The organism is Ruegeria sp. C8 (genome assembly GCF_056537565.1).
On sequence record NZ_JBQFRV010000001.1, the window covers coordinates 91,986 to 117,156 of the forward strand.

At 58.8% G+C, this 25,171-nt stretch carries 22 protein-coding genes; 7 read left to right on the top strand and 15 right to left on the bottom strand.

Going from position 1 to position 25,171, the window contains the following annotated elements; translation table 11 throughout:
• Positions 1-19: 19 nt before the first annotated feature.
• Both ACR0KL_RS00480 and ACR0KL_RS00485 read left to right on the top strand, forming a co-directional pair.
• Complete coding sequence (locus ACR0KL_RS00480) at positions 20-2,632, top strand: TRAP transporter permease (RefSeq protein WP_170676003.1); 2,613 nt, start codon at positions 20-22, stop codon at positions 2,630-2,632.
• Positions 2,629-3,060 (top strand): universal stress protein, encoded by a 432-nt coding sequence (locus tag ACR0KL_RS00485; protein ID WP_170676004.1) that lies wholly within the window; start codon positions 2,629-2,631, stop codon positions 3,058-3,060. The genes ACR0KL_RS00480 and ACR0KL_RS00485 overlap by 4 nt, the downstream gene beginning before the upstream one ends.
• 1 nt (position 3,061) lies before the next feature.
• On the opposite strand, the gene ACR0KL_RS00490 is transcribed toward ACR0KL_RS00485, so the two are convergent.
• Genes ACR0KL_RS00490 through ACR0KL_RS00500 form a run of 3 tightly spaced genes read right to left on the bottom strand, consistent with a single transcriptional unit; the run spans position 3,062 to position 7,141 of the window.
• The gene (locus ACR0KL_RS00490; protein ID WP_170676005.1) at positions 3,062-4,102 is read right to left on the bottom strand and encodes a lipocalin-like domain-containing protein; all 1,041 of its coding nucleotides are present in this window, start codon (positions 4,100-4,102) and stop codon (positions 3,062-3,064) included.
• A complete protein-coding gene (locus tag ACR0KL_RS00495) occupies positions 4,092-6,497 on the bottom strand; it encodes an FtsX-like permease family protein (RefSeq protein ID WP_480776532.1) in 2,406 nt (801 codons plus the stop codon). The genes ACR0KL_RS00490 and ACR0KL_RS00495 overlap by 11 nt, the downstream gene beginning before the upstream one ends.
• A complete protein-coding gene (locus ACR0KL_RS00500) occupies positions 6,494-7,141 on the bottom strand; it encodes an ABC transporter ATP-binding protein (RefSeq protein WP_170676007.1) in 648 nt (215 codons plus the stop codon). Before ACR0KL_RS00500 ends, ACR0KL_RS00495 begins: the two co-directional genes overlap by 4 nt.
• Before the next feature lie 159 nt (positions 7,142-7,300).
• On the opposite strand from ACR0KL_RS00500, the gene ACR0KL_RS00505 reads away from it, so the two are divergent.
• On the top strand, positions 7,301-7,735 hold the full coding sequence (locus tag ACR0KL_RS00505) for a potassium channel family protein (RefSeq protein ID WP_170373652.1): 435 nt from the start codon (positions 7,301-7,303) through the stop codon (positions 7,733-7,735).
• Here ACR0KL_RS00505 and cls read toward each other — a convergent pair.
• The 3 genes from cls to ACR0KL_RS00520 all read right to left on the bottom strand — a co-directional run bounded on the left by cls (position 7,732) and on the right by ACR0KL_RS00520 (position 11,827).
• Entirely contained in the window at positions 7,732-9,144 is a 1,413-nt protein-coding gene (gene cls, locus ACR0KL_RS00510) for a cardiolipin synthase (protein ID WP_480776533.1), read from the bottom strand. The genes ACR0KL_RS00505 and cls overlap by 4 nt on opposite strands.
• Before the next feature lie 24 nt (positions 9,145-9,168).
• A complete protein-coding gene (locus ACR0KL_RS00515) occupies positions 9,169-10,143 on the bottom strand; it encodes an HAD family hydrolase (RefSeq protein WP_170676009.1) in 975 nt (324 codons plus the stop codon).
• 73 nt (positions 10,144-10,216) lie between these two features.
• Positions 10,217-11,827 (bottom strand): arylsulfatase, encoded by a 1,611-nt coding sequence (locus ACR0KL_RS00520; RefSeq protein WP_247748279.1) that lies wholly within the window; start codon positions 11,825-11,827, stop codon positions 10,217-10,219.
• 198 nt (positions 11,828-12,025) lie between these two features.
• On the opposite strand from ACR0KL_RS00520, the gene ACR0KL_RS00525 reads away from it, so the two are divergent.
• Positions 12,026-12,706 carry a Crp/Fnr family transcriptional regulator gene (locus ACR0KL_RS00525; protein WP_170373655.1) on the top strand — a complete coding sequence of 227 codons (681 nt, stop codon included), beginning with the start codon at positions 12,026-12,028 and terminating at the stop codon, positions 12,704-12,706.
• 1 nt (position 12,707) lies between these two features.
• Here the strand turns inward: ACR0KL_RS00525 and ACR0KL_RS00530 are convergent, their stop codons facing one another.
• From ACR0KL_RS00530 to ACR0KL_RS00560, 7 genes are all read right to left on the bottom strand, one after another.
• Complete coding sequence (locus ACR0KL_RS00530; protein ID WP_480776534.1) at positions 12,708-13,931, bottom strand: hypothetical protein; 1,224 nt, start codon at positions 13,929-13,931, stop codon at positions 12,708-12,710.
• A complete protein-coding gene (locus ACR0KL_RS00535) occupies positions 13,928-15,424 on the bottom strand; it encodes a VWA domain-containing protein (RefSeq protein ID WP_170676011.1) in 1,497 nt (498 codons plus the stop codon). Before ACR0KL_RS00535 ends, ACR0KL_RS00530 begins: the two co-directional genes overlap by 4 nt.
• A gap of 2 nt (positions 15,425-15,426) precedes the next feature.
• A complete protein-coding gene (locus tag ACR0KL_RS00540; RefSeq protein ID WP_480776535.1) occupies positions 15,427-16,410 on the bottom strand; it encodes a vWA domain-containing protein in 984 nt (327 codons plus the stop codon).
• Positions 16,410-16,883 carry a DUF4381 domain-containing protein gene (locus tag ACR0KL_RS00545; RefSeq protein ID WP_170676013.1) on the bottom strand — a complete coding sequence of 158 codons (474 nt, stop codon included), beginning with the start codon at positions 16,881-16,883 and terminating at the stop codon, positions 16,410-16,412. Before ACR0KL_RS00545 ends, ACR0KL_RS00540 begins: the two co-directional genes overlap by 1 nt.
• The gene (locus tag ACR0KL_RS00550; RefSeq protein ID WP_480776536.1) at positions 16,880-17,827 is read right to left on the bottom strand and encodes a DUF58 domain-containing protein; all 948 of its coding nucleotides are present in this window, start codon (positions 17,825-17,827) and stop codon (positions 16,880-16,882) included. Before ACR0KL_RS00550 ends, ACR0KL_RS00545 begins: the two co-directional genes overlap by 4 nt.
• A gap of 20 nt (positions 17,828-17,847) precedes the next feature.
• Entirely contained in the window at positions 17,848-18,825 is a 978-nt protein-coding gene (locus ACR0KL_RS00555; RefSeq protein WP_170676015.1) for an AAA family ATPase, read from the bottom strand.
• A gap of 166 nt (positions 18,826-18,991) precedes the next feature.
• Positions 18,992-20,077, bottom strand: a complete 1,086-nt coding sequence (locus ACR0KL_RS00560) for an AI-2E family transporter (protein ID WP_170676016.1) — start codon at positions 20,075-20,077, stop codon at positions 18,992-18,994.
• 139 nt (positions 20,078-20,216) lie between these two features.
• On the opposite strand from ACR0KL_RS00560, the gene ACR0KL_RS00565 reads away from it, so the two are divergent.
• The 3 genes from ACR0KL_RS00565 to ACR0KL_RS00575 all read left to right on the top strand — a co-directional run bounded on the left by ACR0KL_RS00565 (position 20,217) and on the right by ACR0KL_RS00575 (position 23,259).
• A complete protein-coding gene (locus tag ACR0KL_RS00565) occupies positions 20,217-21,083 on the top strand; it encodes a YihY/virulence factor BrkB family protein (RefSeq protein WP_170676017.1) in 867 nt (288 codons plus the stop codon).
• Positions 21,080-22,969, top strand: coding sequence for a cytochrome c3 family protein (locus ACR0KL_RS00570; RefSeq protein WP_170676018.1), 1,890 nt, complete (start codon positions 21,080-21,082; stop codon positions 22,967-22,969). Before ACR0KL_RS00565 ends, ACR0KL_RS00570 begins: the two co-directional genes overlap by 4 nt.
• Positions 22,970-23,070: 101 nt before the next feature.
• Positions 23,071-23,259 carry a hypothetical protein gene (locus ACR0KL_RS00575; protein ID WP_170676019.1) on the top strand — a complete coding sequence of 63 codons (189 nt, stop codon included), beginning with the start codon at positions 23,071-23,073 and terminating at the stop codon, positions 23,257-23,259.
• Here ACR0KL_RS00575 and ACR0KL_RS00580 read toward each other — a convergent pair.
• Positions 23,256-23,978: an RlmE family RNA methyltransferase gene (locus ACR0KL_RS00580; RefSeq protein WP_170676020.1), complete on the bottom strand. Its 723-nt coding sequence runs from the start codon at positions 23,976-23,978 to the stop codon at positions 23,256-23,258. The genes ACR0KL_RS00575 and ACR0KL_RS00580 overlap by 4 nt on opposite strands.
• Complete coding sequence (locus tag ACR0KL_RS00585; protein ID WP_170373666.1) at positions 23,978-25,090, bottom strand: Ppx/GppA phosphatase family protein; 1,113 nt, start codon at positions 25,088-25,090, stop codon at positions 23,978-23,980. Before ACR0KL_RS00585 ends, ACR0KL_RS00580 begins: the two co-directional genes overlap by 1 nt.
• Positions 25,091-25,171 lie beyond the last annotated feature (81 nt).

Here is a 25,171-nt window from a genome sequence, read left to right on the forward strand (position 1 = left end):
ATGACGGGGAGACATTTATATGAGTTCCGACACGCAATCCAACCGACCGCTATCCGAAGAAGAGCTGCAGGAGCTTGTAGCCTCCTCCGACGCGGGCGGTCGTAACCCGGTCGGTAGTGTCGGGATCTTTCTGGCAATCGTCGCCGCGCTTTGGTCGGTGTTTCAGGTCGTTTTGGCCTCGCCAGTATCAAACGTCGTTTTGCCCGGCAGCGTGGTCAACAACTCGCGCCAGATCCATCTGGCCTTTGCGATGTTCTTGGCTTTTGCGGCCTATCCGGCGCTGAAATCCAGCCCTCGGAACTATATACCCGTGCAGGACTGGATCATGGGCCTGCTGGGCGCGTTTGTGGCGCTCTACGGCTACTTTTTCTACGATAAGATCGTGAATGCAGGCGGTCTGGCGGACGACACCGATAAATGGGTCGCGCTGGGTGGGTTGCTGTTGCTGTTCGAGGCCGCGCGTCGTGCGCTTGGCCCGGCCATGGCGATCATCGCGACGATCTTCCTAGCTTATGTGTTTTTCGGCTCGTCCGAATGGGTGCCTGAGGTGATCCGTTGGAAGGGCGCGAGTCTGAAAAAAGCGATGAGCCATATGTGGATCACGTCTGAGGGCGTGTTCGGCATCGCGCTTGGAGTCTCGACGAAATTCGTCTTCCTGTTCGTGCTATTCGGGGCGTTGCTCGATAAAGCCGGGGCAGGGAATTACTTTATCAAGATGGCCTTCGGTGCCCTTGGCCACCTGCGCGGTGGTCCGGCCAAGGCGGCTGTTGTGGGGTCGGCGGCGACCGGTCTGATCTCTGGCTCGTCGATTGCAAACGTTGTGACAACCGGTACTTTCACCATTCCACTGATGAAGCGCGTCGGCTTCTCCAGTGAACAGGCGGGCTCGGTCGAGGTTGCCTCGTCCGTGAACGGCCAGATCATGCCACCCGTCATGGGGGCCGCGGCCTTCCTGATGGTGGAATATGTGGGTATTTCCTATGTTGAGGTCATCACCCATGCCTTCCTGCCGGCGGCGATCTCTTACATTGCGCTGGTCTATATCGTGCATCTGGAAGCCGTGAAGCGGAACATGCCAACATTGGGCAACCGTGAGGTTCACCTCGCGCGGACCGTGGTCGGGATGCTGTCCTTCTTCATCGTCTTTGCTGGCCTATGCTATGGCTCGCAATACCCGGTCGAAGCGGTCACCAGCATGGTGCCGACCGCCGCTGGCATGTTGCTGAGCCTGATCGTCTGCGCAGTCTATGTGGCGCTGCTTTATCTTGCTGCGCAGGTCCCCGACCTTGAGCCGGATGATCCAAACGCCAAAGAGGTTGAACTGCCGGTCATCGCGGACATCTACAAGGCCGGTCTGCACTATCTGCTACCGATCATCGTGCTGGTCTACTTCCTGATGATCGAACAGAAATCACCCGGTCTGTCCGCCTTCTGGGCAACGGCGCTACTGTTCGTGATCCTGCTGACGCAGAAGCCGCTCAAAGCGATGTTCCGGGACGAGAGCGAGGTCTACAACCGCTTCATCGACGGAGTTGCAGATCTGTGGCAAGGCCTGATCGACGGCGCTCGCAACATGATCGGGATCGCGTTGGCCACGGCCACGGCGGGCGTGATCGTTGGCACCGTGACGCTGACCGGTGTGGGCCAGGTGATGGCCGATCTGGTCGAGTTCTTGTCGGGCGGCAACCTGATCCTGATGCTGGTGATGGTTGGTATCCTCAGCCTGATTCTTGGCATGGGCCTGCCGACCACGGCGAACTACATTGTGGTGAGCTCGCTGATGGCCGGAGTGGTTGTTGAACTTGGTGCGCAGAGCGGGCTGATCGTGCCGCTGATCGCCGTACATCTGTTCGTGTTCTACTTCGGGATCATGGCGGATGTGACGCCTCCGGTCGGGTTGGCGAGCTTTGCGGCTGCGGCTGTGTCCGGTGGTGATGCGATCCGTACCGGCTTCACGGCCTTCTTCTATAGCCTGCGGACCGTTGCGCTGCCGTTTGTGTTTATCTTCAACACAGACCTGCTGCTGATCGACGTGACCTGGGCCGAAGGGATCACCGTTGCCATATTTGCTACGATTGCGATTTTGGTCTTCACGGCGGGTACCATGGGTTATTTCCTGACCCATAACCGCATCTATGAAAGCGTTGCTCTGATCGCGGTGGCCTTTGCGCTGTTCCGGCCAGACTTCTTCATGGACCGGATCTCGCCACCCTTTAGCTCGGTCGAGCCAGCCGCCTTCGTGGAAACCATCGGAGAAACGCTTCCGGGCACCGAGGTCCGCGTTGTTGTCAGTGGACCGGACTTCGACACGCTCGAGATGACGGACACTACCGTTGTCGTGACTGTCGGCGATGAAGAGGGCGGTGCCGCGCGCGTTGACGCCATGGGTCTGCTGCTGTTGGAGGAGGACGGATTGGTCAAACTCGAAGAGCCGCTTTTCGGTTCGCCCGTCGCGGATGAGTTGGGCATTTTCGACTATTACGGCGATGACGCGGTGCGTTTGAGCTCGGTCAGCCTGCCGTCCGGTCAGCCTCCGAAACAGCTGATCTATATCCCGGCGATGCTCTTGTTGGGCTTGATCGCCTTCCTGCAACGCGGCCGGGCCGCCAGACAAGAAGAGGTGGCGGCATGACACAATCGGTTCTCTGCGCCGTAGACATCAGCAACGGTGATCTGGACAGCCCTGTGCTGAAGAAAGCGGTCGCACTGGCAGATATGGACGGCGCGCAACTGGATGTGGTGACCGTCCTGCCAGACTATGGTGAAAGCTGGGTCTCGGGGTTCTTCGAGACCGACCACCACGAAAAGGCGTTGGAACAGGCACAGGTTGAGTTGACCGAGCTATGCGTGGCGACCTTGGGCGCTGAGCGTAATGCCTCCGTCCGGCATGTAGTCGCCACCGGGACCGCCTATCAGGAGATCCTGAAAACCGCAGAAAGTGCGGGGTCGGACCTGATCGTTATCGGTGCGCACAAGCCGGATTTGAAAGACTATCTTCTGGGGCCGAACGCCGCCCGCGTGGTGCGGCACGCAAACGTCTCAGTCTACGTCGTGCGATAGATCAGTATCCGGTCATCTCCAGATAGCCGTGCCCGGCGTGGCTGCCTGAGACGGTGACCGGGCCTTCCCAGTACTCAAATCGCGTTCCCATCCAAGCATCGGGGATCAAGGCTGCGACCTCAACATCCAAGTCATAATCCGGCAGTGCGACGTTCCAGCGTATCGGTACGTCGCGCCCGGCGACCGGCGCGGTTTCAAGCGGCGTGAAGGAGGCGGACCCGTCGGGCAACGCCCGCGTGCTGCCATCCGCATTGATCCAAGTGGCCGCCGTATAGTCCTGTCGATCGCCGCGCAGGCGAAATGCCATTAGCTTCTCGCCGGTGTCAAAGCTGAGCGAGAACCAATCCCATCCGCTTTGATCCTCGGCCAGCGGCTGCGAGGACCACTCGCGATCCAACCATGCCTGGCCGGTGACCGTGACGTCCCGGTCCGGCAGGTGCAACGTGCCTTCCACAGCGTAGAACGGTTGTGAATAGTAGTAGCTTGCCTGACCGTCCGCGGATTTTACCGAATAGCCAGCGTCCCCGTGAAAGACCAACGGCCCTTGGGCGTTCAGCGCAAGGTCATAGCCAAAATCCGCGCCATGGGCCGTCAGGGACAGAATTTCAAAGTCAGGTCCACTCATCCGCCATTCGTCAATCCACGCCGCGAATGGTTCGGCGATGACACCGGCCTGACCCACACCGCCGCGCGACAGGCGCTCCGCAAAGAAGTGGCGTTCTGGTGTTGTGACGGCCGCATGGCCCATCCAGATCTGAGGGCTCTGCCAGCCTTCGGTTTCAAAGGGTTTGAGGGCTGATCGGAACAGGGTCCATTGAATGCCATAGTCCTTCCTGTCGTCGCCCTTCAGATTAGCCGTCAGGTACCACCATTCGATCCGATACTCGGGATGAGGGCCGTGATCTAAGGGGAATTCGAACGTGTAGCCGCGCTGAGGGACTTTGAAGCCTTCGGCGGAACCTCCAAGCCCCGCATACCCCTGAGCCAATGCGCCAAAGGGGAATAGAAGCAGCAGGGTTATTAATAAGGTCTTAGCGTTCATTGGCAAATACTCTCAGCAAGTCGGCGGGTGGTAGACGCAGCAGACGAAGGGCGGGCAGGGCGGCTGCGGCCAGCGCGGCAATCAGCGTCAGTAGGAAGAGAACCAGCCAGTCCCACGGGAAGACATACATGGGCAGCCGCCAGCCGAAGGCTTCGACATTGATCACAGCGAGCAGCACCCATGCGAGGATCAGCCCAAGTGGCAGTGCAAGGCAAGCCGTCATCGCGGCCAAAATGGCGCTGCGCGAAAGCTCCAGCCGCGCCAATTGCGCGCGGTCTAGTCCAAGCGCCCAAACAGGAGCAATCTGGGGCAGTCGCTGCGTCCAGAGCGTCAGGAGGCTGGTGAGGATGGCAAACCCGGCAACCCCAAGTGTCAGGACATTCAGGGCGGAGGTCACCACAAATGTCTTCTCGAAAACCGCGCGGGATTGGGCCTTCATCGCGGCCTGCTGAACAACGGCTTGAGGCGCAAGACCGAACCGCTCGCGCAGGGTCTGCGCCAACTCGGTTGCGCGGTTTGGGTCAAGCCGAATGCCGAACCGGCGCGCCTCTTGCCCCGGTGCGATCAGGTCCAGTTGCGCCATCGAAACGATCGCCTGTCCGGTCGGGTTGCCATAGTCCGAGTAAACCCCTGCGACTGGCAGTTGGTGGTTCGGACCAAGCCGCAGCTCGTCACCGGGCCAGAGGTCGGCGCGTCGCGCAAGCTGTTCGTTGATCAACACTGCATCCCCCGACATGACCTGATCCCAACTGTCATCTGCGCGCGCGATCAGTGGCCAATACTGGCGGTAGGTCGGGTCGTCGACCACGCCGTAGAGGAACAACGGCCCGGTTTCATGCGCCAGTTCCACGTTGCGGATGGGGAGGATGGCGGTGACTTGTGGCTCTAGCCACTGGGCGATCTCACGCCCCTGTTGGTCGCTTTCGGCCGTCAGGTAAAGCTCGGATGTCAGTCGTTGATCCAACCAACCGACAAAGGTGAGTCGGAAGCTGGAGACCATGGTTCCCACGCCGATATTCGCCGCCAAGGCCAGCAGCAGCGCCATCAGAGCGAGCGACAGACCGGGCAGTTGTGCGCGCATGTCGGCCCAGACCCATTGCGCAACCGGGCCGTGGGCGCGACGGGCACAGAGGTTTAACGTGACGGACAGGCTGAGCGGCAACAGCAATGCCGCGCCCGTCAACAGGCCCGCCAATAGTGCGAAACCTCCGAGGAGGTCTCCGACCGTGGTGTAAGCGAAGCCCCCGAAGACAAGCAGCGCCAAGCCGAAGTAGGCCGCTAGCCGTTGGCCTTGTCCGCTTCCGCGCCAGGCCTGCACGCCCGGGCCAGCCAACAACGGCATGCGGGACAGGCGCCAAAGGGCTTGTGCGCTTGCGATCAGGGTGCCTCCAAGCGCCATTCCTAATCCGGCCAATGCCCATGCGGGTTGGAGGGTCAATTGCCCGGTCACAGGTGCGCCATAGAGACCGCGCAATGTGGCGGCAACATCTGGCAAAAGTGCTCCGGCGAGGAAGAAGCCCAGGATCAGGCCGATGATGCCTCCAATCAGGGCGAGCAGGGTCAGTTCAGCCAGGATCAACCAGACCAGCCGCCGCATCGAGACACCAAGCGCCCGCAACGTTCGGATCATGCCGCGACGCTGCGCAAAAGCCAAACCGACTGTGCCGTTGACGATGAACAGCCCCACGGCAAAGGACAGCATTCCAAACGCGGTCAAGTTCAGGTGGAAACTATCGGTCAGCTGCGCGGTATCGACTTGTGAGGCGGGGCTGACCCGCTCCAATTCGGGCACGATTTCGGACAATGGAGGGACCGAGCGAGGTTGATTCGGTAGAACGACAAGGCGAGAAATCTGGCCGGGCGCCTCGAGCAAGGTTTCGGCAACTCCAATGTCGGTCAGAATGACATCGGGTGAAAGCTCGGTTGTTATCAGGACCGGCGGCAGATCGTCTTGCGACTGCAATAGGGTGGCCAACTCAGCGGAGGCCAGCAAGCGGCCCGGTGCCGTCAGGATATCAGCGGGATCCGTTTCTGCTTCAGCCTCGGTGATCGCAGGCAGGGCCGGATAGGCGACCATGTCGACGCCTAACACGCGCAGCGTTCGGCCTTGGATGCGATAGGGCCCCTCAAGCACCGCTGCGACCTGCCAGCCGGCGCGGCGAAGGTCTGCATAGCGGTCCAGCGGGATCGCGCCCGAAGGATCGCGCAGCTCGTCAAATTGGCCCAAGGCAAGCTGCGCATTGGCACGGGCGTAGCTGGCGCGGGCCTCAGCATTGATCGCCTGAACCGCCGACCAAAGCCCGGTTGCCAAGGCGATCCCGATGAGCAGTGTAGCAAGCTGCAACCAATGGCTTCGCCAATGAGACAAAAGCGCTTGTACAACAGCTGCAGTCATTGAATACGCCCGCCCGCCAAGTGAACTCTGCGATCCAGTTGGCCTGCGATATCTTGCGAATGGGTTACCAACAGCAGAGCGGCACCTGTTTCGGTCACGAGGGACAGCATCAGATCGAGAACGACTGCACTGGCGGTTTCGTCCAGATTGCCCGTCGGCTCATCCGCGAGCAGCAGCTTGGGCCTCACGGCCATCGCGCGCGCGATGGCGACGCGTTGCTGCTGACCGCCGGACAGTCGCTCAGGAAAGCGGGACAGAAGATCGCTCAGGCCAAGGCGATCAGCTAGATGTGCCTCCCAGTCTGGATCATGACACCCGGCCAGCCGCGCGTGGAAGGAGAGGTTCTGGGCAACCGTCAGCGATGGGATCAGGTTAAACTGCTGAAACACCAGCGAAACGTGTTTCCGCCGCAGCCCGGCGCGCCCGGCATCATCCAGACCCGACAGAGCAATACCGTCCAGCGTGATCTCTCCGGCGTCGAAATGATCCAGCGCGGCAGATAGATTCAGCAAGGTGGATTTGCCGCTGCCGCTTTCACCGGTCAGCGCCAGGGTCTGGCCGTGGTCCAGCGACAGCGAGACATCCTGCAGCACAGGCCGTCCACCGGGATAGGTCTTGTGAACATGTTCAATCGACAACAGCATGATCCGCCTCGCTTTTTGTCCTAGATGTGCAACTGTTTGATCCGCTGTCCAGTGCCGACTGGGTCTTGATACGTGACATCGGCCTGTGCCCTTGTGCTTGCGGGCTGCAAAGGTCATGCTGAGACGACCTTACCGCAGCTTGATTCAGGACGTAAAAACATGACCTTGCTACATCAGATTGTCTGGGGAAGCACGTTTCTGGGCCTTTGTTTTCTGGTCGAAATCCTGCTTTTGACGTGGTGTACTGTGGTGATCATGAAGATGGAAACCAATCTGGAAAAGAGAGGCGTGTTTATGGGCACGGCGATGCCGATTGCGGTGGCTCTCGTTTTCATTGTCGCGATCCACACCATTCAGGTTTGGATTTGGGCGATCGTCTGGGTGTTGCTCGACGTTCTGCCGGATTGGAACACCGCGATTTACTTTTCCTTGGTGACCTTCACGACCCTGGGCTACGGCGACATTGTTCTGGGTGAGGCACTTCGGATTTTCGGATCTTTCGCTTCTGTGGCAGGGCTGTTGGCCTTTGGCCTGTCGACCGCTTACATGGTTGCCATGATGACGCGCGTATTTCAGGACCGAATTTTCTCTTAAAGAATAGGGGCAAAGAGCCGCGCCAGAGGGGCGCCAAAGCGGATATGGGCTGGTTGCTGGGACATTGATCGCGTTAGCTCGTAACAGTTCTCGAAATCGGCTGACAGCATCTCACTGACGGCTTCCGCCGCGCGCGGGTCGAAGAACAGCGCCATCGCCTCAAAATTCAGCCGGAATGAGCGGTTGTCCAGATTTGTCGTTCCAACCGCAGCCAGAGCATCGTCCACCACGAACGCTTTTTGATGCATGAACCCGTCAGTGTAGCGGAACACGCGCACGCCACAGTCTCGAATCTCGTCGAAATAGGCGAAGGCAGCCAGCCAGGGCAGGCGGTGGTCGATCACGTCTGGTAACAAAATACGGACATCGACGCCGCGCATGGCCGCGTGCTGCAAGGCGGTCATGATGTCGATATCCGGCACGAAATAGGGCGAGGCGATCCATAGCCTTTCCTTGGCCTCTGCGATCGCAGCAAAGAACAGCATGGCACCGGTTTCGGTGTCATCTCCCGGCCCGGTTGCCACCAATAGGGCGTTCATGTCCTGCTCGGCCTCGCTTCCTGCCCAATCAAGGTGGTCAATCAGATCCTCGTCGCGCGCCCAGTGCCAGTCTTCGCAGAAAATCAGCTGTAGCTGCCGCACGATATGGCCGGTCATCTTCAGGTGTGTGTCACGCCAATGGCCAAATTTGTCGCTTTGGCCCAGATATTCGACCCCTACATTGTGGCCGCCAATGAATCCGGTTTCGCCATCAATGATCACCGTTTTGCGGTGATTGCGATAGTTCAACTGAAACCGGAAGTTCGGGCCGCGTTGTTCTTTGGGGTCGGCCACATCTATCCCAGCATCGCGCATCGTTTCGAGATACGTTGGTGGAAGGCCGTAGCTGCCGACGGCATCCGTCATGAACCGAACGTGTACCCCGCGCTTGGCCGCGGCGATCAGCTTTTTCTGCAGCTCTTGCCCAAGCGTATCATCCCGGACGATGTAGAACTGAATCAGGATGTAGTTTTTAGCGGCGTCGATGGCCTTGAAAATCGCATCAAACGTGGCCTGCCCATCGACCAGCAACTCAGCCCCGTTCCCACGCGAGACGGGCAGGTGGGCCAGAACCTCGAAAGGACGCGGGTTGAGTGTCATGGTAGAGGGGTCGGGTTTCGAATAGTCGGCAAAGGTCTTGATGCCTCCGACAACGCGCTCGCTTTCCTGCCGCGCGATGCGGTAGCCGCGAAAGCGATGGTGGCCCAAAAACAGATACATCGGCACCGCAAAGAAGGGGGCCGAAATCAGGAAGACCACCCAGCCCACGGCCCCCTGAGGGGTACGCGCGGTTTGTGCCGCGCGCAGCGAGAACACGCCTGCCGTCACGTAGAGACAAAAAACGAGGGCAGAAACAAGCAATGTCCACATAGGGTTGAGGGCCTCCGGCGCAGGTCAGTTAGCGCCAGTGTAGATGCGAGACCAGTCCTGCGCCATATCCACAATAACCCAGCCCATGTCGGGGCCTTTATCCAACCCGTCAACCAAGCGGCCAATTGGGCTTTCGCGGTCATAGGCCCATTCCCGTTCCGCATCCGTGTGGTGGACAAGGACTCCAAGACGCGGACCATCACCCGCCGTGGTCCACTCCATCATGGCGAAATCGCCGTCCGAGTTCCCTCCGGCCAGAATGGGGCGTTTGCCGAGCGTGCGTTCGATGTTGATTGGCTTGCCCTCCTTGTCGTCGATAAAGGCGATGCCCGGTTCCTTGACGATAGTCGGAACCCCGTCGACCTGAGCATAGCTGGTGGTGCCATACGTGCCGAGGATCTGTTCAGGCGGGATACCATAGGCCTGTTCGGCAAAGACTCGCATGAAATGAAGACCGCCGCCTGAGACGATGTACGTCGTAAACCCCTCATCGCGCAGATAACGTAGCAGCTCGACCATTGGTTGGTAGGTCATCTGATCAAAGGGTAAACCGGTATCAGGGTGCTGCGTATTGTCGAGCCAATCGGCTACCGCCGCCTGAAACGCCTCGACGCTGACGCCGGAATGCGAGGTATTGACGACCTCGATCAACGCGTCGTGACCACCCTCTAGGATTGTAGCAAGATCACCCTCTGCAGCAGCTTTCAAGGTCGGAGTGGTCAGGATGCTTGGATCTTGCTTAGCCATCTCGGCTAGTCGATCCATAGCAAAGATGAACTGGAAATAGACCGGCTGTTCCGCCCAAAGCGTGCCGTCATTGTCAAAGACCGCGACCCGGTCCGCAGGGGTGACATAATCCGGGCCGTCAGGGTCGGTCACGGCCTCCACAAACTCTACAATCGCCGCCTTCGATTCACTTTGCGTCCAACTGGGCAGAGGGTCCGCCAACAGTGAAAAAGGGGCGACGGACAAAAGGGCGCTTAGAACAGCGTGTTTCATGAAATTCTCGGTGGTTTTTGAACGGAAAAGGGCCGCCCCAACACGGGCGGCCCGGTTTATTTGGACGCCGATCTTAGTTGTTGGTCGGCGTTGTCAGCTTCTCCATCACCTGATCAAGGTTGAAGCTTGCCGCTTTCTGACGCGGTGGGAATTCCTCAAACGTACTCAGGAACGTACCGACATATTGCTGGGCGGGAACGAGGAAATAGGCCCGATCCAATAGCCAGTCATAGTAGGTGTTCGAGGTCCGGTATGCGCGCTCATACGGGTCGCGGCGCAGGTTGATGATCAACGGGATGCGCAGCTCGGTCCAGGGTTCGATCCAGGCGCGCAGGGTTGCCCATGCTTTCTGCTCCAGGAAGATCAGCTTCCAGTCCTCAAAACGAAGCGCCGTCAGGTCGCCATCATCCGAGAAGTAGAAGATCTCTTTCCGGGGGCTTTCGGTAGACTCACCGGTCAGCAGGGGCAGGATATTGTAGCCATCCAGATGCACCTTGTAGTCACGGCCCATACCAGACGAGCTATAGCCCGCTTTCAGCTTTTCCTTGATATCCGGATCGCCGGCAACCGCAAGGTAGGTGGGCAGCCAGTCCATATGGTGGACGATCTCGTTGGTGACAGAACCGGCCTCAATCTGGCCCGGCCAGCGCACCATCGAGGGCACACGCCATCCGCCTTCCCAGTTGGTGTTCTTCTCACCCCAGAATGGCGTTGCGGCGGCATCCGGCCACGTGTTCATGTGTGGGCCGTTGTCGGTGGAGTAGTGAACGATCGTGTTGTCGGCGATGCCAAGCTCGTCCAGCAAATCGAGCAGTTGCCCGACATGCATGTCATGTTCAATCATGCCTGCGGTGTACTCATCGGCCACACGACCCGAGATTTCGTTGGCCTTGGTGCGCATCTCGTCCTTGACATGCGTCCGGAAATGCATACGGGTCCCGTTCCACCAGACGTAGAAGGGCTGACCCTGCTCGTGCGCGCGGGTGATGAAGTCGATTGCGGCCGCCACGGTCTCATCATCTACGGTTTCCATGCGCTTGCGGGTCAGAGGGCCGGTGTCCTCGATCGTGCCATCGGATTTGGATTTGATCACACCACGCGGGCCGTACGCCTCGCGGAAGGTGCGGCCATCTGCCAACACGCGATCACCGGGATAGTCTTCGTTTTCCGGTTCTTCCTCGGCATTAAGGTGATAAAGATTCCCGAAAAACTCATCAAATCCGTGGTTTGTCGGTAGGTGCTCATCCTTGTCACCCAGGTGGTTCTTTCCGAACTGACCCGTCACATAGCCATGGTCTTTGAGTAGGCCGGGAATGGTCGGATCCTCGACCTGCATTCCCAGATCAGCACCGGGCAGGCCGACCTTGGACAGACCGGTACGGAACACGGACTGACCCATGATGTAGGAGGACCGGCCCGCGGTACAGGACTGCTCACCGTAATAGTCGGTGAAGATCATGCCTTCTTTGGCAACGCGGTCGATATTGGGTGTCTGATATCCCATCAGACCCATCGTGTAGGCCGAAATATTGGACTGACCAATGTCGTCGCCCCATATCACAAGAATATTGGGCTTTTGATCCTGCGCCCAAGCCGGCAGGGCAAGGGCAACGGCAACCGTCGCAACAGCGACCCTGCGCACTGCACTGCGCCAATTGTTAGCAATCATTCGTGGAGGTGACATGTAGTACTCCTCAGTAAACGGGAATTAATGGCCCGGTAATTTTATCGTTAATGGCAGCGGCCGACTTAAGGAAAAGACCGCGAGCAAGGTGTTGATTGTCGGACAAAAAACTATCTATTGGTCCGAGAATCGAACAGAACTAGATTAGGCTATGAAACGTATCGAAAACTTATCATATGATCGCTTTGAAAGATACTAATGTTTGATGTTGATGAGGATATCCGAACGCTGACCCAGTCGGATTGGTTTGGCGCGCGCGGCCACAAATTTCAGAGCGATCTTATGACTTGCGCCGTGCGAAAAACCTTTGATGCAGGGGAAACGCTTTATCTCTACGGCGATGAGGCAAATGGAATTCACGCGGTTCTCAGCGGCGCTGTTCAGATCACCGCCCCGGCCGATGACGGGCAGGAATTTGTCGTTCATCGCGATGGGCGTGGGTTTTGGGTTGGTGATTTGGCACTGTTCGCCGAAGCGCGGCGCCTGATCAGTGTGATGGCGACCCAAAAAACCCGGGCCTTGTTCTTTCCCACCTCACGGGTCGAGAGGCTGGTTCAGGACAACCCGGAATACATACGCGATTTCTACGCATTGACGCGCGAGAACATGAAAACATCCCTGCGCATCATGGCCAATCTGGCCGTCACGGGCACCGAGAAACGCCTTGTTTTGCGTCTGTTGCATCTGGACGAGGGGGCCGCGAAAGCCGACGGATGGATCATTGTATCGCAAGAGGAGCTGGCCGCGATGGTTGCGGTTTCTCAACCGACCTTGCATCGCAACCTGCATCGCCTTGTGGATCTGGGTCTGGTTGAACTCGGCTATGGGCGCCTGCGCCTGATCGACCGCAGCAAACTGATTGCCAATTGCCAGAGCTGATCTAGGGGTTAAGCGGAGGCAAAGCATCCTTGTCGCGCGGGACCGCATCTTTCATTGAGGTTAGGCTTTGCAGGGCAGTACTCCAGTCTTCGGATTGATCGCGACCGGAGTACCGGGCAGAACCGATACGGGTCAGGCAGTCCTCCAGCTTCTCCGCATTCTTAGAGTTGCCGTCACGCGATCTCCAAAGCTCCAACGCGGTATAAGTCGCATTTAAATCATGCGCTTGAACGGCGGTCTTCAAGGCGTCCACCGCATATCTCGGCGACGCCAGATAGCGATCACGGCGTGCCTCTCTCAGATCGCGGATGCGTGGGGAAAGCAAACGCCACAATGCCACGATCGCGAAAAGGGCAATTGCGGAAAAGGTAGCGATCTTCAGAACTTCGTCCAGACTGGGCGGCTGCCATTTCGGTGGCGCAAGCGTCAGGTCCGTGGCGGGAACTGAGGCGGTTTCGACCTGGTTGGTCTGCAGGTTGAACCAGTCGATGGAAACTTCGGGCAACTGCGCGTCACCTTCTTGCTGCGCGATATACACGACCTCTTCCTGACGTTGACCGGACAACACTCCACGTTCCTCGGATTCTGAAATCCGGGGTTCTTTGGGATAGGCGCGCAGCAGCGGGCTTTGCTGTTGCGGTGTCAGAACCGGGATCAACAGCGGCGTTGTGCCAGAGATGCGCGCAGTCAATTCGCGCGTGATGGCGTCACCAGCCTGCATCTCGGTTGGACCTTCAAGTTTCTGTTCAAGGGTAAACCCGGTTGCGATGATCAACGGGTCGAGACCCTCCGCGCCATCGGGTATTTCGGCTGTGATCTTGACCGGAGGCAGGTCGACCGTGGCTTGAACCGGGGCGTTTGTGGCGGGATCGGCATAGGTCACGGCAACCGTCTGTGCGTCGAAGGTGATGTCGCCGGCAATCAGAGGATACACCCGATAGCTGCGCTGAACACCCGACCATGTCTCGCCGCTCACGGTCTCACTGACCGGCCCCGAGGCCCGTTCGGGCAGGCGCACCAAGAGGTTCTGCTGCTCCAGAGAGGGAAATTCCGGCGGTTGTGGCATGAAGGTCGGCACCAGAACCTTAATCCGAACAATCGCTGGCTGGCCGACGAGGACGGATTCTTCCGGCACCTCCACAATGATCTGCGGGGCGGTTGTTTCGTTGCCTTGCGCGACCACGGATACAGGGAAGAGAAGAATGAAGAGGAGCGCGTATCTCATTCCGTTCGCTCCTGATTTTCCAGCAGAAAGCGGTTGCGCAGGAAATCCTGCATGTCGGTATCAATGGTGCTGATCCATTGCTCCGCATTCAGCGTTTGCGGCCCGTCCTTAGGCGCTTGAACCGTGGTTTCACTTCCCCGCGCGTCGTCATTGTCGAACACCGTATCGTCCGCGCCGATGCCAGCTTCCTCGCCCGTGTCAGACTGTTCCCGGGTCGTTTCGACATAATCCAAGATGGCCTTGGAAACCTCAAGGTTATGTTGCGCCTCTGGCCAATCCGGTTGTCGTTCCAGAGCGGTTTCGAACGCCGCGATTGCCGGGCGGTATTCGCGATTTCGGATACGGGCCATACCTTCGGCAAAAGCGGCCTCGGCCGTGTTCAAAGCGGTGAAAATCTCAGAGGCCAGTTCATATTGACCGTCTTTTAGATACGCATAGCCCTTGTGATATGGGTCCTCAAACAATTCGGCCGCGTCTCCAAACCGCTTCTGGTTCATCGCAATTTGCCCCTGCTGATCCGGCGTCAGGAACCAATCCCGCCATCCTTCCGCGCGCGCGCCCGCGGGCGGAAGGACGAACAACGCCAAAAGAGCCCAGCGGATCACCCAACCTTTGCGGAACCACAACAGCGACAGCAGCGCAGCGGGCCAGGCCAGAATCCAACCCTTGTCTTGCCAGTCCAGCCGATCATCATCGTCCAAGGCAGCGGTATAGGCCGACTGAATTTGGCGTTGCAGCCGAGAGATATCCCGGTCGTCATCCGTGAACGCAACAGTCGAAGCAGCTTGGACATTTCCCAGCTGCACAATCCTGTCGTGATCGGGCAGCATGGTCAGGAAGAAAAGATCATGGGTTGAGTTGCTTAGAGCAGGAACCTGAGACGGATCGAGATCGTCCAGAACAAACAAAACTGCGCCAGGGCTCTCGCTTTCGTCCAGAATGGACTGTGCTAGCGCTAGGGCATCAGCGGCGGAATCACCTTGTTTGGGCATCACGGCTGGCGTCAGCCCCTCAAGCAGCGGACGCAGAATGTTGGCATCTTCGGTCAGAGGCGCAACACGGTGAGGGGTACCGGCATAAGCGATCAGGGCGGTGCGCGCTCCGCCACGTTCGGTGATCAGGTCGGCGATTTTAAACTTGGCCCGGTCCAAGCGCGAAGGCGCAAGATCGGTGGTCTCCATACTTTCGGTGACTTTGAGGGCGATCACCAACGGCGCGGTATCCGCGATCAACGGGTTGGGCGCGCGCGACCACGTTGGCCCCGCCGCCGCGAGAGTGACAAGCGTGGCGATGATCATGGCGACATCGATGGGGTGAATTCGACGGTTCTCTTCCGCGCCCAATTGCAGGGCGGAAGCAAGATGTGGTGCGATCCCGACCGCCTGAGCAGATTGACGGGTGGGCTTGGGTCTGATCCGCCACCACAGGAACGCCATCGGGATGAGGAGCAACAGGTAATACACTCGTATAAAATGGAAATCCGTGAGGTCCATTGTCAGCTCACTCCCTTTTTCCGGTGGGAGAAATGGAACCCGGCTGTGCTGACTAGAATGGCCATCAGCGCCAGCAGCAGAGGAATATGGGACAAGCTATGACGGGGCCGATAGCTTTGGGTTTGAACGGTTCGTGGGTTCAACTCATCAATGCGCGCGTAGGTTTGCGCCAAGGCCGCTGTGTCGTCGGCAAAGAAATACTCTCCGCCCGTGCGGTCGGCTATGTCCTGCAAGGCCTGCAGGTCGACGCGATCTTCACCCGAGGCGTTCGGATCTCCGACCCCGATCGTGTAGATGATGACGTTCTTCTCCGCAGCAATCGCCGAGGCGTTTACTGGTGTCATGCGGCTTGAAGTATCCGCTCCATCGCTGAGAACGATCATCAGGCGCTGGTCGACTTCGCTAGACTCGAACGTGCGTATTCCAAGGCCAATCGCATCGCCGAGCGCCGTGTTTGGACCGGCCATGCCGACTTGAGTTTGATCCAGGAACCCATTCAAACTATTGAGGTCTTCGGTGAAGGGGGCCTGAATGAACGCGCGAGTGCCAAAGATGATCAACGCCATCCGGTCGCCATCGCGTTCGGCAATGAACTGTTTCAAGACGCCTTTGACAGCGTCGAGCCTCTGCATCGGCGCGCCAGATTCAGTCTGAAAGTCGCGCTGATCCATCGAGCCTGAGATATCCAAGGCAAGAACAACATCCCGCGCGGATTTCTCGATCACAATTGGCTCGCCCAAACGTTCCGGTCTGGCGAGGGCCAAAACCAGAAGCACCCAGATAGTGATGATACTGGCTGTTTGCAGTCTGGCGCGCTTTCGGATCACGGAGCCGGATTTTGGTTCAACACCAGCGGCTTGCGCGACTCGGCGAAAAAAGGGAATGCGGACTGAGGCCGTTTTCTCACGTTGAGGTGGTGCGAGGAAATACACGGCTGCGGGTAACGGCAGCAAGAGAAAGACCCACGGCGCGGCGAAGGAAAACATCATGCGCTCCGATACGGTTTGTGAGACTTGACCCAATGCCGGGCCATTTGCCTCAGGTCTTCGTTCGAGGGTGTTGCCTTGTATGGCGCTTCGGTCAACGCATGACTTAACTCTTGATTTAATGTCTGTATATCAGAGGATTGGTTTAGAAATTTAATCCAATCCCCACCATATAGACCTGCGACTTGATCCCTCGGGTATGCGGCCAAAGCCGTCCGCCGGAGCACCTCGGCGATCTTTGCTGACGGGATATCCGGCACCGACAGCTCTGCCAGAGCAGCTCGGCGATAGGCGTTGGCGCGTCTGTGTTTGTGAACTACCGAGACTGCGGCGAATAAGGCGATCAGGAGCAGGATTGCCAAAGCAGCCCATCCCCATGTCTGAGGCGTCATTGAAATGGGCGAAGGCTCGGGCGCGGGTTCGAGCATGTTCAGTAAGTCGACAAGAGATTTCCCGGTGGTGTCGATGCTCATCGCCGTGCTCCGCCATGTCCGAACAAGCGCAGCAACTGGTCCAGCGCCGGTTCCGAGGTCGTCAAGGGAACCACAGGGAACCCGTATCGGCGCGACCATTTGTGGAGCTGCTCAAGGCGGTCCTCCATGGAGGCGCGGATTTTCGCGGAAAGCTCCGGATCGGAGCTGTCGATTTCGATCTGCGTGTCCCCGTCAGAGACGGTCAATTTAAGGTCCGGCGCCAAGCTGCGCGATGTCGGATCGGCGACGTTGAACACAATCAGATCGTTCGACGACGCAAGACGGCGGAGCAGGGCTTCCGACCGGTCATCCAGCCCGTCGCAGTCCGAGAATAAACAGATCAAGCCGCTAGTTTGGCAGACGCGCGCGGCTTCGGTCAGCATATCGTTCAATGATACTGTCGGTTCCGGCGTCAGGCCCGCATGTAGGGCGGAGTTGGCTGCCGCTATGGAAGACAATAATCGCGTCAGGGCAGTCGCGCGGCGCTGAGGGCGATGTTCGGCCACGCTGGTGTCTCTAAAGACGAGGCCGCCTACGCGGTCTCCCTGACCCAATACGCGATGCGCTGCAATCGCTGCGGCCTCGGCGGCGATGACGGATTTCATGTAGGCGACGGTTCCAAAGAACATCGAAACACGCTGATCGACCAGCAACAGAGCCGGGCGGTCACGCTCTTCCGTATAGACCCGAACATGGGGGTTTCCGGTGCGGGCGGTGACTTTCCAGTCAATCGTGCGAATGTCGTCACCGGGCAGATAGCCGCGCAGTTCTTCAAAGTTCAGGCCACGTCCGCGCAGTCGCGAGGCATGCCGGCCATTCAGGATCGACCGCGCAGGTTGACGAGGCAACAGGCTGAGCGCTCGGGTGCGTGGGCCGAGACGCACAAGCTGTTCGGCATCCACATGGATGCGCGGGTCTTTGGAATATGGCGCAGTCTGACTCATGCGGCCGGTATCCTTAAGGGTCAGGGCAAAGCAACCAAACGCAACAGCTCGGCGATCACGTCATCTGCGGATTTGCCGGAACCTTGCGCCTCGAAACTGAGAGTCACGCGATGGCGCAGCACGTCATGGGCAATGGCGCGGATATCGGCGGGGTCGACATAGTCGCGTTCGTTCATCCACGCATGCGTGCGCCCGCATTTGTCCAAGGCAAGCGAAGCACGGGGGCTGGCGCCGATCTCGATCCAACTGGCCAATTCGGGGCTGAGTGCCTCGGGCGTGCGGGTGGCCTGCACGATATCAGCCATATAGCGATCCATCGCATCCGAGACATGGATCTGTCCAATCTCGAATCGCGCGTCAAAGATGGCGTCTTGCGGGATCGCTGGCGGATGCTCTTTGGGGGCATCTTTGCCTGCGGCAATGTCCTCGCCACGTACGAGGCGGATGACCTCAACCTCATCCTCGACCGGAGGGTAGGTGATCTGCACATGCATCAGAAACCGGTCCATCTGCGCCTCGGGCAGAGGGTAGGTGCCCTCTTGCTCGATCGGGTTTTGGGTGGCCATGACGATGAATAGCGGCTCCATCTTGTGGGTTGTGCCGGAAACTGTGACCTGGCGTTCTTCCATCGCCTCAAGCAGAGCGGCTTGCACTTTGGCGGGTGCACGGTTGATTTCGTCGGCGAGGACGATGTTGGCGAAGATGGGGCCGGGTTCGAATTTGAATTCGCTATCTTTGTCCGTCTGCTGATAAATCTCGGTCCCAGTCACGTCTGAGGGCAGCAGATCCGGCGTGAATTGAATGCGGCTGAACTGAGCATCCATGTTCTTGGCCATGGCCTTGACCGCGCGCGTTTTTGCCAGACCCGGAAGTCCTTCGATCAGTAGATTGCCGTTGGCCAAAAGACCGATCAAAAGGCGATCAATCACCTCGGTCTGTCCAATGATCGACTGCGCCATGCGGGATCTGAGATCCATGATCTGATTGAGTGCGCTCATAAAAATATCCCGTTCCGGCCCGAAAGGCAGGCCGTGCAGCGGAGTGCCTGCAGGGACCCGGATTCGGGATTTTCAAGTAATGAGAACATGTTATCAGCGCAACACCACGCAGACCAACAGGAATTCCGACTTCCTTATATTTGATTGTTTTGGAACCGCGGCAGAATTAGCCGGAAACCGCGCCGTTGCCGTCATCCCCAAGCCTGCCATCCAGAGACATCAGGATCGCGACGGGCCTCAGCGCGGGGATATGGCTGAAGACGATCAGGATACAGACGGTAAGGGGGACGCTAAGGAAGGCTCCGATCAGGCCCCATACGGTGGTCCAGAACATCAGGGCGAGGATGACCAGAAAAGTCGACATGTTCAGTGACCGGCCCAGTAACGCGGGATCGAGGAAATTGCCGATCAGGAACTGGATGGTGCCGCAGCCTAGGACCACCACCAGAAATGGCGCGATGCTTTCGAATTGAACCAAGGCGATCATCGCGGGGAAGATGACGGCAATAATCGACCCGATCGACGGGATGAAGTTCAGCGCAAAGGTCAGCACCGCCCATGTCTCGGCATATTCAAGGCCCAGCAAGCGAAAAATGCTATAACTGATGCCCGCCGTGATCAGGCTGATCAGGGTTTTGACCCCGACATAGCGTTGCAGACTGATCGAGATCGCATCCAGCATGGCTGCGAACTCTCGACCAGTTTGAGGGTTGCCGGCCGCCATCTGGATTTTCTTTCGAAACGCTAAACGCTCGGCCATCAGAAACGCAACATAGAGGCTGATCAGGAAGAACTGGTTCAGCAGCGAGGTCGCGCTGCCCAGAAGGATGCGGGCGACATAGGACATGTCGATGCTGACCAGATTGTCCCGGATAAAACGCGTCACGTCGCTGCCGACTAATCCGGCGACGCGATTCACGGCATTGTCGAATTGCTCCTCATAGGTGCCGACGGTGCGGGCGAACTGGGTGGCCTGACTTCCGAGGATATACATGATCATGAACAAGCCAGCCAGAACCACGGTGACGCCCGCGATGTTGGCGAGCCAGACGGGGACACGCGTCAGGGCGGCGATCCGGTCGCTCAGCGCGATGATCAGCACGTTGACCAGCAGGGCCATGGTGAGCGGGATCAGGAAGGCAGCCCCTGCGTAGAGTCCCAAAACCAAAAGGGTCGCGACAATACATGTATCACGCACCACGGGCAGTGTGGCGCGGGGTACATCCTTGGTGGTGTTCGGGTCCAGAGGCATGTGCAAACCTGACTGAGGCAAGGTACTTGTTGCGATCCTGCACAGGGCGAAGAGTTTATGCAATGCGCTCAATTATTTATATGATTGATTTTCCGCTTGGGTGGCTTCTACCCGTAGGGTGCGCAGGGTAGAGTTCCGTATGTCCAGTGCTGCGAATCCCATATCAAGCCGTTTGATAAAGGCGTTTTTCCTGGCCTTTCGGCGCTTTGGCGAGAAGAACGGCTTTGTCATGAGCAGCCATGTCGCCATGTCGATGATGATGGCGCTTTTTCCCTTTGTTCTGTTTACCGTGGCGCTGGCGGGCGCCTTGTCTCAGGGCTATGTGAACGACGAATTGATCGAGCTGATTTTCGGCGCGTGGCCACAGGATGTGGCTGAACCGATCGTCTCCGAGTTGCGCGCGGTGTTGCAAAGCTCTAGCTCGGGCGTGATTACCATCGGCGGTCTGTTGGCGGTCTATTTCGCTTCCAACGGAGTGGCTGCGGTTCGGTCGGCGATGAATCAGGCCTATCATGATCAGGACAGTTGGCCATTCTGGAAAACGCGGCTGCTGTGCATTGGCTTGGTCATTCTGGGCGGCGCTGCGATCCTGATCATCGCCGCGGTCGAGGTTGTCTTGCCCGTTTATACTCAGCTTGTGTCCGAGCATACGGATGTAGATGTCTCGAACTGGTTGTCGGTGGACCGTTTGCGCTGGACCTTCACCATTGCGGTTCCGGCGGGCACGATCCTGCTCGCGCATCTGATCCTGCCGACCGGTCGCCATCGGGTGACACAAATTCTGCCTGGTGTTGTGCTGACCCTTGTTCTGTTGGGGGCCGGAGGGTGGGGATTTTCCATCTATATCAGCCAATTCGCCAGCTATAGCGCCACCTATGCCGGGTTGGCGGGGGCCATGGCGGCGTTGATTTTCCTGTATCTGTGCGCGGCAATCCTGATCCTCGGTGCAGAGTATAACGGCGCTCTGATGGATATACAGCGCGACGAAGAAAGTGCTCCGGCATGAGGTGGGTGGTGCTTTTTGTTGCATTGGCCGGGGCCGCCAAGGCGCAGTCTTATGTCGGTTCGGATCAATGCACTGCCTGTCACGTGGATGAGGCTGAGGCCTGGGCGAACTCCCACCACGCGCTCGCCTGGACCGAGGTCGGGGCAGGGAAGATCGTTGCCGATTTTGATGGCACTAGCTTTGAGCATAACGGAATGTCGGTCCTGTTTGACCAAAGCGGCGGGGTCCCAACCGCCCAGGTCACTGAAAAAGACGGTGTGATAACCGAATATGACGTCCACTCGGTCGTCGGTATTGAACCTTTGCAGCAATACCTGTTTGAAACCGATCCCGGACGGCTGCAGAGTTTTGATGTGGTCTGGGACACGAAAAACAAGCGCTGGTATCACCTCTATCCGGATCAGGATTTGCCCCCTGATGACGGGCTGCACTGGACCGGGCCTTACAAGAATTGGAATGCCCGGTGCGCCGAATGCCACGCAACGGGATTTGAAAAGAACTACGACGCGCAAACCCGCAGCTACCAGTCTCGCCAAGCTGAGATCGGCGTCGGGTGTGAGGCCTGCCACGGCCCCGGCTCGGCACATATCGATTGGGTCAATGGGCGTGTATTGCCTGAAGGGGTAGGTGAGGCCGGGTTTGCCGTGTCGTGGGGCAAAGGCCAGACCGAGGCAGAAATTCAGCAATGCGCTGGGTGCCATTCCCGGCGCGAGGCGCATGAGCAGGGCAACCCTCTGCCCGGAACGCCCTATTACGACGCCTACAATCTCGCGCTTCTGCGACCGGGGGCCTATCACCCAGATGGTCAGATTCTGGATGAGGTCTATGTTTACGGATCCTTCCTGCAATCCAAGATGTACGCACAGGGCGTGGGCTGCATGAACTGCCACGAACCCCATAGCGCAACGCTGAGGGCTGAGGGCAACGGGGTCTGTACGCAATGCCATTCTCCGGCAGGCAATCCGGATTTCCCAACTCTGGCCCGCAAGGACTATGACACCCCTGATCATCACCACCACCCCGAAAACAGCGCAGGCGCACAGTGCAAGACCTGCCACATGATCGAGCGTGTCTATATGGGCGTTGACGGTCGGCGAGATCACAGTTTCCGTGTGCCGCGCCCTGATTTGGGACTTGGGCAGGACTCCTGTACTGACTGCCACACCGACAAAAACCAGCCATGGGCCGCAACGCAAATCGAGGGCTGGTTTCCGGACTCAACCCATCGCGGCCCGCATTTCGGTTCGGTGTTCGCTCCGGCAATGGCGGGGCAGGCGGACAGTCCTGAAGGGCTACTGGCGATTGCCAACGATCCGTCTCAGGCCGGGATCGTGCGCGCAACAGCGGCGTATCTGCTGCAGCCCTTCGGCTCGCGTCAGGTGGCCGACGCCACGGCTAAGTTGCTGACGGATACCGATCCGCTGGTTAGGGCCAACGCTGTGACGTTGCAACGTCAGGCCTCTCCCCGCGATCAGGTGCAGCGGTTGGAACCATTGCTTTCCGACCCGCTGCGCAACGTTCGGATTTCGGCTGCGAAAGAGGTCCTGACAATCCCGCCCGAGGCGATGACCGAGGAACAGCGGATCTTGGCAGGGCAGGCCACTGCCGAGTGGCAAGGGGCAATCGCAAACCGTCTGGATTTCCCTGAAACCCATATGGTGCTGGGCGGAATGGCACTGACCTTCCGCAACGCTCCAGCAGCCGAGCGTGCCTTTCGCGAGGTTGTGACCCTCGACCCTCAGCGTTCGGAAGCCTGGCCGATGCTGGTGCAGCTGGCGCAGATCAATCGCGGGCCGCAGGCCGCGCGTGAGGTCGTGCAGGAGGGCTTGCAGCGCATTCCCAATGATCCGAACCTGCAAGAGCTGTCCCGGCAACTCGGGCCATAAGAACGGCCTTTGCGCGCCCGTTTCGCGCCATCATCCCGGCAGATTTGACCGCTAGACCTGTTTCCGAGGGTGTCAGGCCATTAGGTCGTAAAAGGTGTCACATGTCGGAACATGTTTTGAAACAGCCTGCCTCGAGGGGCAGGCAGGTCTCATTGGATCAACGGATCGCGGAACTTCGGGACCGCAAGCCGATTGACCTCAATCATGGCGAAGGGCTGATGCTGCAAGGCATCGCCGCCGCGTCGCTGCGCGAACAGCGGCTGGCCGGTCAGATCGTACTTGAAGATTAGGCGCCGCCTCGGAACCCGGTTGCAACCACGAACTTCTCGGAACTGTCCGAACGCGATGCAGGTGGTTTGACGTTGGCGACTTTCTCGAACTTCTGCTTGAGCAGCTTTTGCAGATCGCCCTCGGCGCCGCCGGCCAGAACCTTGGCCACAAAGGTGCCGCCTTCTTCCAATACATCAAAGGCAAAGTAAGCGGCGGTTTCGCACAATGCCATGATCCGCAAGTGGTCGGTCTGCTTGTGACCCGAAGACGCGGCAGCCATGTCCGACATCACAACGTCAGCCTTGCCGCCCAGCCACTCTTTGACCTTGAGGTCCGCGTCATCTTCCATGAAATCCAGCACATGAGCCGTCGCGCCTGCAACAGGTTCGACCTCCTGCAGGTCAACACCCAGAACGGTGCCAATACGCTTGCCGCTTTTCTCGCCCAAGGCATTCACCCGCTTGACCGCGACCTGCAGCCAGCCACCGGGCGCACAGCCCAGATCAACGACGCGCGCGCCGGGGACCAGAAAGCGGAATTTGTCGTCCAGTTCTAGGATCTTGAACGCAGCGCGCCCACGATAGCCTTCGGCATTCGCGCGCTTGACATAGGGGTCGTTCAACTGCCGCTCGAGCCACCGGGTCGAGCTGAGCTTGCGCCCACGCGCCGTCTTCACCTTAACCTTCAGGTCGCGCTGTCCGCGGCCTGAGGTGTTTTTTCCACTCGGTGTTTTCGCCATCAGAACGGTCCGTCTTCCAATACGCCGTCCGCACTCATCTGCGCATAAAGCAGTCCTTCACGCAGTCCCCGGTCCGCCACAGACAGGCGGTCGGTGGGCCAGCAACGCAAAAGGGCCTGCAAAATGGCCGAGCCGGACATAATCAGGGCCTGCCGGTCATCCCCAATCCGAGGGTCCCGGCGTCGCCCGTGAGGGCCGAGTTCTAAATACCCGCGTATGACTTTGTCAATCTGATCGCTGGTCATGCGCAAACCGTCCACCTTGGTCCGGTCATAGCGCTTCAGGCCCAAATGCGACGCCGCAACGGTTGTCACCGTGCCGCTGGTGCCGACGATCTGAAATCCCGCTCGGGTCTGTTCGTCCTTGTAGGGGGCGAAATCAGCAAGGTTTTCCTCGAAAAACCAGCTCATCAACGCAAACCGAGCCGAGTCATCCTCAACGTCATGAAACTGGTCGCGCAAGGTTGCGACGCCCAGCGGGACGCTGATCCAGTCCACGACCTTGGCGGCCGGAAAGGGGCTGTCGGCGGTGTGAAACCCGTTATGCAGACGCATGATTGCAGCTGGCCGATCGCGGCGCGGCACAGACGAGATGTCGATCCACACCAGCTCGGTCGAGCCGCCGCCGATATCCACGACCAGCAACTGCTCGGTCTTGGTCGACACCAGCGGCGCGCAGGAGATGACGGCCAGACGGGCCTCTTCCTCGGGCTGGATGATCTCAAGGTTCAGGCCGGTTTCACGCCGCACCTGCCGGATGAAATCGCGTGAGTTCTTAGCGCGCCGACAGGCCTCGGTTGCGACTAGACGCATCCGTTTGACCTTGTTTCGTTTCAGCTTTTGCTGGCAGATTCGCAACGCCTGAACGGTGCGCGACATAGACGCCCGGGACAGCCGTCCCGTGCGTTCCAAACCCGCGCCCAACTGCACGGATTTGGAGAAGCTGTCGACCACATGGAACCCACTCCCCTTGGGTTGGGCTATCAACATGCGGCAGCTATTTGTCCCCAGATCCAACGCCGCATAGAGTGCATCTGGATCGGGTCTTGCCGGCGCGGGGCTTTCGACCGCCTTCGGGAACGCGCCCGCACCTTTGGGACGCTTGGGCGCCATTCGTAACGCCCTCCGATTTTCGAGTTAAGTTGACCCTAGGCGGGGTCTCGCCGACGCGCAAGTGATTTCAATTTTGAATTT

Coding starts and splice junctions, on each gene's coding strand:
- ACR0KL_RS00480 (WP_170676003.1), top strand. CDS start 20: ATGAGTTCCGACACGCAATCCAACCGACCGCTATCCGAAGAAGAGCTG.
- ACR0KL_RS00485 (WP_170676004.1), top strand. CDS start 2,629: ATGACACAATCGGTTCTCTGCGCCGTAGACATCAGCAACGGTGATCTG.
- ACR0KL_RS00490 (WP_170676005.1), bottom strand. CDS start 4,102: ATGAACGCTAAGACCTTATTAATAACCCTGCTGCTTCTATTCCCCTTT.
- ACR0KL_RS00495 (WP_480776532.1), bottom strand. CDS start 6,497: ATGACTGCAGCTGTTGTACAAGCGCTTTTGTCTCATTGGCGAAGCCAT.
- ACR0KL_RS00500 (WP_170676007.1), bottom strand. CDS start 7,141: ATGCTGTTGTCGATTGAACATGTTCACAAGACCTATCCCGGTGGACGG.
- ACR0KL_RS00505 (WP_170373652.1), top strand. CDS start 7,301: ATGACCTTGCTACATCAGATTGTCTGGGGAAGCACGTTTCTGGGCCTT.
- cls (WP_480776533.1), bottom strand. CDS start 9,144: ATGTGGACATTGCTTGTTTCTGCCCTCGTTTTTTGTCTCTACGTGACG.
- ACR0KL_RS00515 (WP_170676009.1), bottom strand. CDS start 10,143: ATGAAACACGCTGTTCTAAGCGCCCTTTTGTCCGTCGCCCCTTTTTCA.
- ACR0KL_RS00520 (WP_247748279.1), bottom strand. CDS start 11,827: ATGTCACCTCCACGAATGATTGCTAACAATTGGCGCAGTGCAGTGCGC.
- ACR0KL_RS00525 (WP_170373655.1), top strand. CDS start 12,026: ATGTTTGATGTTGATGAGGATATCCGAACGCTGACCCAGTCGGATTGG.
- ACR0KL_RS00530 (WP_480776534.1), bottom strand. CDS start 13,931: ATGAGATACGCGCTCCTCTTCATTCTTCTCTTCCCTGTATCCGTGGTC.
- ACR0KL_RS00535 (WP_170676011.1), bottom strand. CDS start 15,424: ATGGACCTCACGGATTTCCATTTTATACGAGTGTATTACCTGTTGCTC.
- ACR0KL_RS00540 (WP_480776535.1), bottom strand. CDS start 16,410: ATGTTTTCCTTCGCCGCGCCGTGGGTCTTTCTCTTGCTGCCGTTACCC.
- ACR0KL_RS00545 (WP_170676013.1), bottom strand. CDS start 16,883: ATGAGCATCGACACCACCGGGAAATCTCTTGTCGACTTACTGAACATG.
- ACR0KL_RS00550 (WP_480776536.1), bottom strand. CDS start 17,827: ATGAGTCAGACTGCGCCATATTCCAAAGACCCGCGCATCCATGTGGAT.
- ACR0KL_RS00555 (WP_170676015.1), bottom strand. CDS start 18,825: ATGAGCGCACTCAATCAGATCATGGATCTCAGATCCCGCATGGCGCAG.
- ACR0KL_RS00560 (WP_170676016.1), bottom strand. CDS start 20,077: ATGCCTCTGGACCCGAACACCACCAAGGATGTACCCCGCGCCACACTG.
- ACR0KL_RS00565 (WP_170676017.1), top strand. CDS start 20,217: ATGTCCAGTGCTGCGAATCCCATATCAAGCCGTTTGATAAAGGCGTTT.
- ACR0KL_RS00570 (WP_170676018.1), top strand. CDS start 21,080: ATGAGGTGGGTGGTGCTTTTTGTTGCATTGGCCGGGGCCGCCAAGGCG.
- ACR0KL_RS00575 (WP_170676019.1), top strand. CDS start 23,071: ATGTCGGAACATGTTTTGAAACAGCCTGCCTCGAGGGGCAGGCAGGTC.
- ACR0KL_RS00580 (WP_170676020.1), bottom strand. CDS start 23,978: ATGGCGAAAACACCGAGTGGAAAAAACACCTCAGGCCGCGGACAGCGC.
- ACR0KL_RS00585 (WP_170373666.1), bottom strand. CDS start 25,090: ATGGCGCCCAAGCGTCCCAAAGGTGCGGGCGCGTTCCCGAAGGCGGTC.